The following is a 12,364-nucleotide window of genomic DNA, read 5'->3' as shown; positions in this document are numbered from 1 at the left end:
ATGCACGACGTGCTGCAACGAGCGAATCGCATTTCGCCGACCGGACCGTTCCATGCCTGGCTGCACTATCCCAGCCTGACGATGGAGATGACCCGACGCGACGTGCTCGGTCGCTATCGTGGGGCCAGCTTCGGCCTGCTGTGGTCGCTGATCAGTCCCTTCATGATGCTGATCATCTACACCTTGGCGTTCGGCTACGTGCTGAAATCGCGCTGGCCGGGGACCAGCGGCAACATCGCCGACTTCGCGATGCTGCTGTTCCTCGGCCTGATCGTGCACGGCCTGTTCGCCGAATGCCTGACGCGCGCGCCCACCCTGGTCATCGGCAATGCGAACCTGGTCAAGCGGATCGTGTTTCCGCTCGATGTCCTGCCCTGGACGATGGTGCTGTCGGCCCTGTTCCACGCCTGTACCAATTCCCTGGTGTTCGTGGTGCTGAACCTGATCGTGCGGCATGAAATGCACCCGACGCTGATCTTCCTGCCGATCGTGTTCCTGCCGCTGGCGGTCGGGTTGCTTGGCCTGGGATGGCTGCTGTCCTCGCTGAGCGTGTTCCTGCGCGATATCGGGCAGATGACCGGCGTGATCGCCACGGCCACCTTGTTTCTGTCCTCCGCCATCGTTCCGGTGAGCACGCTGCCGCCGAAGTACCAGTTCGTGTTCCACCTCAATCCCTTGACCTTCATCATCGACGAGGCGCGCGACGTGGCGTTCTGGGGACGCGCGCCGGATTGGGCGGGCCTGGGGATGTACACGCTCGGTGCGCTGGCGTTCGCCTATTTCGGCTACTTCGTGTTCCAGAAGACGCGCCGGGGGTTCGCCGATGTCCTCTAAGCCCCTGGCCGTGCAATCGGGCAGCCCGATGTTCAGCGACGCCGACCTGGTGGTCGACGCGCGTGGCGTCGGCAAGTGCTACCACATCTACGACCGGCCTTCGCACCGTTTGCTGCAGGGTCTGGTGGGCGGCTCGCGGCGCTACTACCGGGAATTCTGGGCATTGCGCGGTGCCGACCTGCAGGTGCGCCGCGGCCAGACGGTCGGCCTCATCGGCCGCAACGGCTCGGGAAAATCGACCTTCCTGCAGATGATCGCCGGCACGCTGACCCCGACCGAGGGCAGCATCCAGGTGAAGGGGCGCGTGGCGGCATTGCTGGAGCTGGGAAGCGGCTTCAATCCCGAGTTCACTGGGCGCGAGAACGTCTATCTCAATGCAGCCATCCTCGGGTTGAGCAAGGAAGAAGTGGATGCCAGCCTCGATCGCATCCTCGCTTTCGCCGACATCGGTGCGTTCATCGACCAGCCGATCCGCAGCTATTCCAGCGGCATGGTGGTGCGCCTGGCGTTCGCGGTGCAGGCGCAGGTGCATCCGCAGCTGTTGATCGTCGATGAAGCCTTGTCGGTCGGCGACGCCAAGTTCCAGGCCAAATGCTTCGCGCGGCTGAAACAGCTCAAGGACGATGGCGCTTCGATCCTGCTGGTCAGCCACTCGGCCGATCAGATCGTCCAGCATTGCGAGTTCGCGCAGTTGCTCGATGGCGGCCGCGTGCTGCGTCAAGGCAAACCCAAGGACGTGGTCAACGCCTACTACAATTTGTTGTTCGGCAGCGGCGACAGCGAGGCTCCCGCGCCCGACGCGGGCGAGCGGGCCGCGGATGCGCCATTCGCACAGACGCTGCCGTTCGCCGGCGAAGGCGGTGGCTACGAGTCGCGTCCCAACTACAACCCGCACGAATTCCGCTGGGGCGATGCGGCCGTGCGCATCACCGACTTCGAGTTGCGCTCGGCGCAAACACTGTATCCGCCGATTCTCGAGTCCGGCCAGGAAGTGCGCCTCGTGGTCAGACTGGTGTTCGATCGCGAGGTGGTCAGGCCGATCGTCGGCTTCACCTTGAAGACGACCGAGGGTGTGGTCGTTTACGGGACCAATACCGAGTACAAGCCGCTGCCCGCGTTCACCGCTGGCGGCGCTGCCGGCAGCACGGTCGATGTCGTGGCCGCCTTCCGCTGCGACCTGGCCGATGGCGACTATTTTCTGTCTGTCGGCGTGGCCAGCCGTGGCGAAGAGGATGTGGTGCCCCACGACAGACGCTACGACAGCATCCATTTCAAGGTGATCAACGCCGATTTCTTCGGTATGGGCGGGCTGGACATGCGGCTGGAAATCGCAAGTTCTCGCCAAGCTTTTTGATCAATCACGCCGACGATGATTCAAAAGGATGCATTGCATGATTGATTTATTGGCAGCAGCTGGCTATGTCATGCCTGCTGACGTTGCCGTATGGCGCCGCGAAGGCTATGACAGCATCGACTACAGCGATGGAGACAGCTCCGAAGATGGGTTGTTGGCGACATTGCGCGCGGCTACCGATGTCAGCGTGTTCTCTTGCGAGCTGGCGGCCGCTTGCGTCGATTGGCCGAGCCGTTATCACCTGTCCACGGAGCGCGCGAACCTGCTGCGGCCGTTCGCGCAGTATTTTCAGCCGGGTGCGAGGGTTCTCGAAATCGGCGCTGGCTGCGGTGCGGTTACGCGCTATCTCGGCGAGAGCGGGGCCGACGTGCTGGCGCTGGAGGGGTCGCTGCGGCGCGCAAGCATCGCACGCGAGCGCACTCGCGAACTGCGTAATGTCGCTGTGGTGGCAGAGCGGTTCCAGGATTTTTCCGTCGCCCAGCGCTTCGACGTGGTGACCCTGATCGGCGTGCTGGAATACGCCAGCCTGTTCTCCGACGCGCAGAATTCCGCGCTGCACATGTTGCAGGCCGCAAAGCGGTTGCTGGCACCAGGAGGACGCCTGATTCTGGCCATCGAGAATCAGCTGGGCTTGAAGTATATGGCTGGCGTGCCGGAAGACCACCTGGGGCATCCAATGGTGGGGTTGGAAGATCGCTATCAGCCGCGCGGTGCACGTACCTACGGGCGGCATGAGCTCGACTCGCTGCTGCGGCGTGCCGGCTACGCACGCAGTCGTTTCTCGGCGCCGTTGCCGGATTACAAGATGCCGGCAACGATCCTGACCGAGCGTGGCATCTCGGCCGACCCCGCCGTGTTCAATGCCGGCGCGCTGGCGGCGCAGGCGGTTCTCCTAGATCCTCAACTCACGCCGACGACGTTCAACCTTCAGCGCGCCTGGCCGGTCGTCGCCGCCAATGGCCTGGCGCTGGATCTGGCCAATTCGTTCCTGGTGGAAGCGGTGGCCGACGACGCGGCGATGGCCGAACAAACGGCGTTGGCGTATCACTACAGCACGCAGCGGATGGGCGCCTATGCTCGGGAAGCGCTTTTCGTGGCGGAGCAGGACCAATCGGTGCGGGTACATGCACGCAGGTTGTCCGACTTACCAGCGGCAGAGGGTGGGGTTCGTCTGCATGTGGAAAGCGATACGGCCTATTTCCAGGGTTCCTTGCTGGTCGACGGCATGCGTGCAGTCCTGAGTCAGCATGGCTGGACGCAGGCCGACTTGGCTGCGGAAGTACAACGCTACTTGCACGCCTTGGCGCAGGTTCTGCACGACGAGGGGCATGCCATTGCATTGGACAGCGTCGACAGCGTTTTGCCCGACGACTACCTGGATGCCACACCATCGAATTTGTTGTGCACCGCCGATGGCAGGATCGTCTACTTCGATCGCGAGTGGGTCGCCGAGCGCCCGACGCTTGGCTGGCTGTTGTTGCGTTCGCTGTTGTTCACCTATGGCGGCAGTGTCGTGGCGCCGATGGAGGCAGGCGAGCCGATCACCTTGCGGGCCTTGTTGCTGGATGTGGTGGCCGGAGTGTTGGCTCCTTCGGCAAGTGCTGGTTTCGATCTCTGGTTTGAGCGCGAATTGGCATTTCAGCGCCAGGTCACGGGCAAGGACCAGCGCGAAGCGGTCGAACGTATGCTCGATGCGCTCGTGCCGCGTGCAGCAGCGACGGTTGCTGCCTCCGGGTACCAGCACGCACAGATCGCCGACGGGCTCGCGTCGCTGCAACATTCGCTCAATCTGGCGGGGCGACACGGCGTGAACATGTATGCCTCCATCGCGGCGCTGCACACTGCGCTTGGAGACGGTCTGGCGCAGACGGTGCCGGTGTTGCAGCGGATTCAGGCCGTCGTCCAGCAGTTGGCCGAGGGCCAGGGCGCCTTGTATGACCGTATCGTCGCCACCGACGATCGTCTGGTCGATTCGATCCAGCACTGGAGTGCGCTGCAGGATGAATTGACCAGCCGGCTCAGCGACGCGCTGGATCGGATGGAGCGAGGGGTAGCGCTGGAAGCCAAGGTGGATGCGCTCGCTACGACGCAGAGCCAGCAAATCGCCACGCTTGCGCAGTTGCACCGACGCAAATGGTGGAAGTTGCGGTGAGTGCGGCGGATTCGGGGCAACGATCGCCGACGCGCATGCGTTGGGATGCGAGGCCGTTGGCCGATCTTGCCTGCATCGCCGCTGGCGAGGTTGCGACCTGGGAATCGGTCGGGTCCGATCCGCAGTTCGCGCTTGGCCAGTCGGCACTGCCGCTTGCCGCCGGCTGGTACCGGCTGCGCGGCGTCTTGCGCGAACTGGATGGACGCCTGGCCAACCCCTGCCTCTATCCGGATTATGGAAACGGGATCGCCGAAGACACCCGCATCGATCTTGCGCTGGCCGCTGGCCGTGGCCGCCTGGATGTCGTGGTGCAGTTTCCCGCGCCGCTGCAGGCGTTGAGGTTCGACCCGACCAACGCCTATGCGCGGTTCGCGCTGGGGCCGCTGGAGTGTTACCGGTTGAGCGAGCGCGAAGCCTTCTGGTTGCTGCTGCGCGGCGGTGTCGGTGAGCGACTGCGCGATGCGCCACAGGAAGCGCTCGAACTGGTCGATGAGGCGCAGTTGCAGTGGCGCGAGCAGGGCGCGAACGCGTCGTTGCAGGCCCTGCTGCGCAGCGAGCGTGCGGACACGGCGGCGCGCGATGCCGGCTATGCGACCTGGGTACTGCGCGAGGATCGGCGGCTGGCCGAGCTGGTGTCGATGCCAGGCAGCGACATCGATGTCCAGGCTCCTGTGCTCTCGCTGATATTGCACGATCGGCCGGGAGCGGATTTCGCGGCATGCCTCGCTGCGCTCGGTTGCCTGGCGGGGCAGGCGGTCGAAATCGTGGCCGATGCCCGGCAACTGGGCGAGTGGCCCGTGCAGCGGGCGTTGCCATCGCTGCGCAGGGTGGATGCTTCGGCGTTGCTGGGTGCGCGTGTGCGCGCTGCGCAAGGCGCATACGTGACGGTGCTGGCGGCGGACGATCGCCTCCATCCGATGATCGCCAAGGTGCTCTCTCAGCTGATGTCGCTTGATGCCGCGACCGTGGTGTACAGCGACGAGGACAGGGTGGATGAAGACGGACGGCGTTTCGCGCCGCTGTTCAAGCCGGCGTGGGACCGCCTGCGCTGGTACGAACAGGACTATCTCGGGCGCAGTGCCTGCGTGCGCAAGGCGGCGCTTGCGGATGGCCTGCTCAATGGCCTCGACCCGGATGCGCCGTGGTTCTCGCTGCTGTGCGCGCTGATCCACGAGCGCGCCGCGATCCCGCTGCACCTGCCGCACATGTTGCGTCACGTGAACGGCGACGTCGGTCCGATCTGCGCGCCGTTTGCGCGTAGCGAAGCGGATGCGATGGCGCGTGCGCGCGTGCTCGGCGCGGCCTTGCAGCCGCAAGGCGCGCGGATCGATGTGCTGGACCGGCAGCGCTTGCGTGTGCAGCATGCGCTGGACGCCGAGCCGGACGTGGAGATCATCATCCCGACGCGCGATCGCATCGATCTGCTCGAGCAGTGCATTTCCACGCTGCTGGCCAAAACAGCGTATTCGCGCTATCGCATCACGGTGGTGGACAACGGCTCCGTCGAAGCGCGCTCGCATGCCTATTTCGAGGCGGTCGGCCAAGATCCGCGGGTGCGGATATTGCGCTACGACCACCCGTTCAATTATTCCGCGATCAACAACTACGCCGTGGCGCATTGCACTGCGCAGATCGTGGTCCTGCTCAACAACGATATCGAAATCACCGATGCGGGGTGGCTGCAGGAACTGGTGCGGCTGGCGTCGCGCCCGGGGGCCGGCGCGATCGGCGCGAAGCTGTTCTACCCGGACGGGGCGCTGCAACATGCCGGTGTGGTGCTGGGCATCGGCGGTGTCGCCGCACATGCCTTCGCCCACGCGCCGCACGATTTCGCCGGCGAGTACGGCCGCGCGTTGCTGACGCAGCGCTATTCGGCGGTCACTGCGGCGTGCCTGGCAGTGACACGCGCGGCCTATGTCGCAGTGGGCGGCCTGGATGAATCGATCGCGGTGGCGTTCAACGATGTCGATTTCTGTCTGCGGCTATGCGCGCACGGTTACGACAATGCATGGACGCCGCATGCCCAGGCCTACCATCATGAATCGGCCAGCCGGGGCATCGAGGATGATCCGGTCAAGCAGGCGCGGTTTGCCGGCGAGGTCGCCACGATGCAGGCGCGTTGGCAGCAGGTGCTCGGCGACGACCCGGCCTATAGCCCATGCCTGTCGCTCGATGCGCCCGCGTTCTCGCTGGATCCCGACCGTCACGCGCCAGTGCTGGCACGCGGTTCACATCCCGTTTATCCTATAGAGTAAGCTCCCCCGGTGACCCGGGGGACTTTCCCCGAGAGTTAGATGTCCGAAACGATTGCACTTAGCGTCACTCCGCTGCAGCAGATTGCGCCGCTGGCCCCCGCATTTCCCGCCACGGCATCGCATGCTGCAGCGTGGCGCGCCTCGGGTAGCGCCCCTCAGTTGGAACTGCGTTGGCAGGGCGATGCCCTGGCCGGCGGCTGGTACCTGCTCACTGGCGAGCTGTCGGTCCATCGCGGGCGCATGTTCGCGCCGGTGCTGTATCCGACGTATCGGGTCAGGCACAGCGGCGAGGCCGAGCGCATCGATCTTCCTCTGAATATCCCCGGCGGCGAAACGCGGCGGTTCGAGATCGTGGTGCGTCTGGTGGAGTCCACCACCGGCATCCGCTTCGATCCTTCCGTCGCGCCGATGGATTTCAGTCATTCCGTTCTGCACCTGCAGCGCATCCAGCGCGGCGACGCCATGCGGCGTCTGTTCAGCGCATCGTTCGATCGCCGCGAAGGCGGTGTGAGCAAGCTGCGGCTATTGGCGCGAACGGCGATCGATCTGCTGACCAAGGGCGTCCGCAGCATGGCCGATCGGCTCTATCACGAATACGCGACGCGCATGCTTTCGGGGTCTTTCTCCGATTACGAGGTATGGCAGGAGTTCTACGATTGCCGCGATGCCGAGTGGCAGGCGGCGGCAGATGCGGAACTCGCCTCGCTGACGCGCAGGCCGCTGGTTTCGGTCATCGTGCCGACGTACAACACGCCCGAGCGCTGGTTGCGGCGCTGCATCGAAAGCGTGCGCGAGCAGGTCTACCCGAATTGGGAGTTGTGCATCGCCGACGATGCCTCCACCGATCCAGTGGTGATGCAGGTGCTTGCCGAGTATGCCGAACGCGACGATCGCGTGCGGTTCCAGCGGCGCGAGCAGAACGGGCATATTTCCGCGGCGTCGAACACGGCCCTGCAGATGGCCAGGGGCGAGTTCGTGGCCTTGCTCGACCACGACGACGAACTGCATCCCTTGGCCCTGCTCAAGAGCGTCCACGCGTTCGAGAACAATCCGCAGTGGCAGATGCTGTTCACCGACGAAGACAAGATCGACGTGGAAGGGAAGCGTTCGGATCCCTACTTCAAGTCGGACTGGAATCCTGACCTGTTCCTTTCGCAGAACTGCGTTTGCCACCTGACCGTCTATCGCGCCGAAACCGTGCGCGCGGTCGGCGGTTTCCTCGAGGGATTCGAGGGCGCGCAGGATTGGGACCTGACCTTGCGCATCACCGAGACGCTGCCGCACGATGCGGTCGGCCATCTTCCGCTGGTGCTGTATCACTGGCGCATGATCAGCGGCTCCACCGCGATGGCGCCGGGTGAAAAGTCGTATGCGCATCTTGCCGCGCTGCGCGCGGTCCAGGCGCATCTGGACCGAACCGGCAACGGCGCGAAGGTGCTGGAGATGCCGAGCTACAGCGGCTATTTCCGCATTTCGTATCCGCTGCCGGAACCGGCGCCGCTGGTCAGTCTGCTGATTCCCACCCGCGATCGCATCGATCTGCTCAAGCAGTGCATCGATTCGATCCTGGAGCGCACCGACTACCCGAACTACGAAATCGTGGTCATCGACAACGATTCCCAGGAGCTGGCGTCCAGGGAGTATTTCGCGCAGGTCCAGCAGGATTCGCGCGTGCGCGTGTTGCCGTATCCGCATCCGTTCAACTACTCGGCGATCAACAACGCCGGCGCACGCGCGGCGCGCGGCACGGTGCTGGGGCTGCTCAACAACGATATCGAAGTCATCAGTCGCGATTGGCTGGACGAGATGGTCGGCCACGCACTGCGCCCCGAGATCGGCGTGGTGGGCGCGATGCTGTATTACCCGAACAACACGATCCAGCACGCCGGCGTGATCCTCGGCATCGGTGGCGTGGCCGGGCATTGCTATGTGGGCATGGCGCGCGGTTGGCCGGGCGATAAACACCGAGGTGGTTTGGCGCAGAGTCTGAGCGCGGTGACCGCGGCCTGCGCGATCGTGCGCCGTTCGGTGTTCGAGCAGGTCGGTGGCCTGGACGAGCAACTGGAAGTGGCCTTCAACGACGTGGACTTTTGCCTGCGCGTGCGCGAGGCCGGCTATCGCAACCTGTGGACCCCGTTCGCCGAGCTGTATCACCACGAATCGGCGTCGCGCGGCTACGAGACCACCCCGGAGAAGATCGCTCGCTTCAAGCGCGAGGAGAGCTTCATGAAGGCGCGCTGGGGCAAGGCGTTGCAGCAAGATCCGTACTACAACGTCAATTTGACAACCGAATCGACGCCATTCACGTTAGCTTATCCACCACGCGTTGTGAGCTAAAATAGCTTCTTCTGGCGTCATGCCAATTAATCTGGAGTCCTGCCGTGCGACCGATTACCTTGATTGTTCCCCTGATGCTGACCTCGCTGGTCGCGTGTCAGCAGCATGAAGCTCCGATCCCGGGAGATCAGAGCACCGATGCAGTCAAATCGGCGGTATACCAAATCCCCGTGCAACCCCTTGCCGCCGGTGGCGACTGTGCATTGGATTCAGTGAACGGTACGCCGGCGGCGAACGCGTCGCTCAAGACCGGGACCAGCGCATTGTTCGCAGGTTGGATGGGCGATGCGCAAAAGCAGGTTCCCGAGAAAGCCGAGCTGATCTTCAAAGGACAAGGGCAGTCCTATCAGTATCCGCTTCGTGCGGGTGGCGAGCGCCAGGATGTGGTGTCGGTACTGGGCGCTCCGGGTCTGGCCAAGTCCGGCTATAACGTCACGCTTTCGCTTGGAGGGGTGGCGCCTGGCAAGTACGCTCTTTCCATCGTCAATGGTGGAGAGCCTGCGACCGAGTGCAATCTGAACATCGATCTGACCATCATCGACTGATCGCAATCAGCGCCAGCGCCGTTGCTCGCTACGTCCGTACTCGACGTAGTGATCGTTGGGATCCACCCCGGCCGCGCGTACATCAGGATTGAGGTGATAGTAGAGGTTGGCGTCGAATCCTTCCGGCAGCGAGCGGTAACGCTCGCCTGCTGCGGGATAACTGGCCATCCGCGATGGCCGGTCCATGTGATCAGCACGGCCGAGCCTGACCAGGAATTCGTTTTCCGCGGTGCCGCGCAATTCGAGAAGATGAAGGTCCAGCATGCCGGCGGCCACGACAGTGCGCATTAAATTGCAGAAGGATTCCGGTGTGAATGCCCAGCAGTGAACGTCGAAATATTCGCCGCTCGCCAACACATGCCGTGCAATCGACAACGCGTGGTCCGGCTTGCGGCTGAGTTTGAGTTCCTCAAGTGCTGGCTGATGGTTCCAGCTGATTTGATCATCTAGCTTCACTTCATTTGCGAGCGCATCGAAGATGCGACCAGGCGAAGGGCGCGAATGTTCCAGCAGCGCTGCCTCCACCCATTCTCCAGCGGTGGTTTCCCGCCGCAGGGCGTCGAAGCAGCGTCCTCGATCCGGTATCGCCAGTGCCAGCCATCCTCCATCCTCTAGCAGCGTGTGAATGTCGGTCAGCCATTTGATCGGGTTCGGAACATGCTCAATGACATGCGATGCGATGAGATAGCGAAACCGGTCTTCACCCACCGCCGCGAGTAGTCCGCCCGGGCCGATGATGTAATCGATCTCTGGAATGCCTGCTGGATCCACCCCTGAATGGGCCGCATACTTTTGAATGAGCGCTTCCCGTCCCAGGTGGTCGGCATAGCGGATCTGCGCTCCCGGCCTGCCTACGATGGGTCGATTAAGCGGACCAATCTCCAGCCCCAGGTAATTTTCTGTGATGCCTTGGCGCAACCATGCAGTACGATCCATCAACTACTCCAATGACCAATTGCAATTGCAAAAAAAGGCCGAACGGTATTCTCCTGGAAAGGCTTGGTGCCGAATCTGATCGCGACGTATGCTTGCGAGCGTGCCTCAGTCTTCTTTGGTGGGCAAGATTTTCGCAACATTGGGTCGTCGAGCATCTGGCGCAGAAGATCCGACCTTGTGTAGGGTATCTCGAAATGGGATGCGTTCAATGCTTTTGGGTTGCCGGTACGTAGACACTGCAACGTATTGCGCTGTTGCAGGGCAAGCGCGCCCGATCTGTCTACCAATTCCGTGCTGTTCTATTCGGACGGTTCGCTGCAACCTGCTGCAGGTGGCGTGCTGGGCATTGGCGACGTCGCGGCGCATGCCTTCTCCCATGCGCCGCACGATTTCGCCGGCGGGTACGCGCTTTGCTGACGCAGCGCTATTCTGCGGTCACTGCGGCATGTCTGGCGGTGACGCGTGCGGCCTATGTCGCAGTGGGTGGCCTGGATGAATCGATGGCAGTGGCGGTCAACGATGTCGACTTCTGTCTGCGGCTGTGTGCGCACGGTTACGACAATGCGTGGACGCCGCATGCCCAGGCCTACCATCATGAATCGGCCAGCCGTGGCATCGAGGACGATCCGTCAAGCAGGCGCGGTTCGCCGGCGAGGTCGCCATGATGCAGTCGCGTTGCCAGCAGATGCTCGGTGACAACCCGGCGTATGGCCCATGCCTGTCGCTCGAAGCGCCCGCGTTCTCGCTCGATCCCGACCGTCATGCACTGGTGCTGGCACGGAATTCACATCCTGTTTATCCTGTAGAGGATGCGTCCCCGGCGCCCCGGGGGACTTTTTCCCCGAGAGTTAGATGTCCGAAACGATTGCACTTAGCGTCACTCCACTGCAGCAGGTTGCGCCGCTGGCTTCCAGCTTCCCCGTCACGGCGTCGCACGATGCGGCATGGTGGGCCTCCGGTAGCGATCCCCAGGTGGAACTGCGTTGGCAGCGCGAAGCCCTGGCTGGCGGCTGGTACCTGTTCACCGACGAAGACAAGATCGAAGTGGAAGGGAAGTGTTCGGATCCCTGCTTCAAGTCGTACTGGAATCCTGACCTGTTCCTTTCGCAGAACTGCGTCTGCCACCTGACTGTCTATCGCGCAACCTGTGGACTCCGTTCGCCGAGTTGTATCGCCACGAATCGGCTTCGCGTGGCTACGAGACCGGCCCGGAGAAGATCGCCCGCTTCAAGCGCCAGGAGAGCTTCATGACGGCGCGCTGGGGCAAGGCGTTGCAGCAGGATCTTTGCTACAACGTCGATCTCACGGTGGAATCGACTCCGTTCACGCTGGCCTATCCGCCGCGCCATGGGGAACCGCAATCTTCGTGTAGAGCACTTGCATGAGCGCGCGACGTTGCGCCGCAAGCATCGGGACGAGTCACCGCCGACTGCCTTGGTTTGCGCTGGCGGTTGGCATGACGCTCGCTGGGTGCTACAGACAGCCGCCGATTTCCGACGAAGGCATCGCTGCGGCGACCGAGCCGGCGTTCGTGCCGTATGCGGGGCCGGTTTCTGACTTGCCTGCTGGTGGGCGCTGCAGCCTGGATGCGGTCGACGGCAAGCCGGCACAGCAGGCCCGGGTCAGGCCGCGTGGCTGGGTCACGTTCGGCGGCTGGATGGCCGATGCGGCGGATGCGGTGCCCGATGCGGCGACCCTCGTGCTGAACTCCGCTGCGGCGTCGTACGCGGTTCCCATCGTCGCTGGCGGAGCACGGCCGGATGTCGCCCAGGCGTTCGGCACGCCGGCGTTGCTGCGATCGGGTTACAACCAGCGGGTATGGTTGCCGGCCATCCAGCCCGGAAGCTATCGCGTCTTTCTGGTGTATGGACGCGACAAGGCCGCGTCGGCATGCGCAATGGGAACGCTCGCCGCTGGCGCGCCTTGAGCGCTGCGTTTAGCGCCATACCTG

Annotated in this window: 11 protein-coding genes; 9 read left to right on the top strand and 2 right to left on the bottom strand. The window is 63.4% G+C overall.

Annotated elements, in window-relative coordinates; translation table 11 throughout:
• From KHF85_RS17205 to KHF85_RS17180, 6 genes are read left to right on the top strand one after another with little or no spacing between them, the layout of a single operon-like run.
• Positions 1-834: an ABC transporter permease gene (locus tag KHF85_RS17205; protein WP_003466755.1), complete on the top strand. Its 834-nt coding sequence runs from the start codon at positions 1-3 to the stop codon at positions 832-834.
• Positions 824-2,188: an ABC transporter ATP-binding protein gene (locus tag KHF85_RS17200; RefSeq protein WP_409976716.1), complete on the top strand. Its 1,365-nt coding sequence runs from the start codon at positions 824-826 to the stop codon at positions 2,186-2,188. The genes KHF85_RS17205 and KHF85_RS17200 overlap by 11 nt, the downstream gene beginning before the upstream one ends.
• A gap of 37 nt (positions 2,189-2,225) precedes the next feature.
• Entirely contained in the window at positions 2,226-4,340 is a 2,115-nt protein-coding gene (locus KHF85_RS17195) for a class I SAM-dependent methyltransferase (RefSeq protein WP_284567593.1), read from the top strand.
• The gene (locus KHF85_RS17190) at positions 4,322-6,595 is read left to right on the top strand and encodes a glycosyltransferase family 2 protein (RefSeq protein WP_284567592.1); all 2,274 of its coding nucleotides are present in this window, start codon (positions 4,322-4,324) and stop codon (positions 6,593-6,595) included. The genes KHF85_RS17195 and KHF85_RS17190 overlap by 19 nt, the downstream gene beginning before the upstream one ends.
• Before the next feature lie 39 nt (positions 6,596-6,634).
• Complete coding sequence (locus KHF85_RS17185; protein ID WP_284567591.1) at positions 6,635-8,932, top strand: glycosyltransferase family 2 protein; 2,298 nt, start codon at positions 6,635-6,637, stop codon at positions 8,930-8,932.
• Between the two features lie 44 nt (positions 8,933-8,976).
• A complete protein-coding gene (locus tag KHF85_RS17180; protein WP_284567590.1) occupies positions 8,977-9,477 on the top strand; it encodes a hypothetical protein in 501 nt (166 codons plus the stop codon).
• Between the two features lie 6 nt (positions 9,478-9,483).
• Here the strand turns inward: KHF85_RS17180 and KHF85_RS17175 are convergent, their stop codons facing one another.
• Positions 9,484-10,413, bottom strand: a complete 930-nt coding sequence (locus tag KHF85_RS17175) for a methyltransferase domain-containing protein (protein WP_284567589.1) — start codon at positions 10,411-10,413, stop codon at positions 9,484-9,486.
• Between the two features lie 291 nt (positions 10,414-10,704).
• Between KHF85_RS17175 and KHF85_RS17170 the strand changes: the two genes are divergently transcribed.
• Entirely contained in the window at positions 10,705-10,830 is a 126-nt protein-coding gene (locus KHF85_RS17170; protein WP_284567588.1) for a hypothetical protein, read from the top strand.
• Positions 10,831-11,005: 175 nt separating this feature from the next.
• Here KHF85_RS17170 and KHF85_RS17165 read toward each other — a convergent pair whose 3' ends face one another.
• Positions 11,006-11,176: a hypothetical protein gene (locus KHF85_RS17165; protein ID WP_284567587.1), complete on the bottom strand. Its 171-nt coding sequence runs from the start codon at positions 11,174-11,176 to the stop codon at positions 11,006-11,008.
• Between the two features lie 403 nt (positions 11,177-11,579).
• Here KHF85_RS17165 and KHF85_RS17160 point away from each other — a divergent pair, with 403 nt between their 5' ends.
• Positions 11,580-11,798, top strand: a complete 219-nt coding sequence (locus KHF85_RS17160; protein ID WP_284567586.1) for a hypothetical protein — start codon at positions 11,580-11,582, stop codon at positions 11,796-11,798.
• 71 nt (positions 11,799-11,869) lie between these two features.
• Positions 11,870-12,340 carry a hypothetical protein gene (locus tag KHF85_RS17155; protein WP_284567585.1) on the top strand — a complete coding sequence of 157 codons (471 nt, stop codon included), beginning with the start codon at positions 11,870-11,872 and terminating at the stop codon, positions 12,338-12,340.
• Positions 12,341-12,364 lie beyond the last annotated feature (24 nt).

The sequence above is a fragment of the Xanthomonas graminis pv. graminis genome (assembly GCF_030168915.1).
In the GTDB taxonomy this organism is placed as follows: domain Bacteria; phylum Pseudomonadota; class Gammaproteobacteria; order Xanthomonadales; family Xanthomonadaceae; genus Xanthomonas_A; species Xanthomonas_A translucens.
The sequence above is the reverse complement of the archived record's forward strand: the minus strand, read 5'-3'. Positions and strand labels throughout refer to the sequence as shown.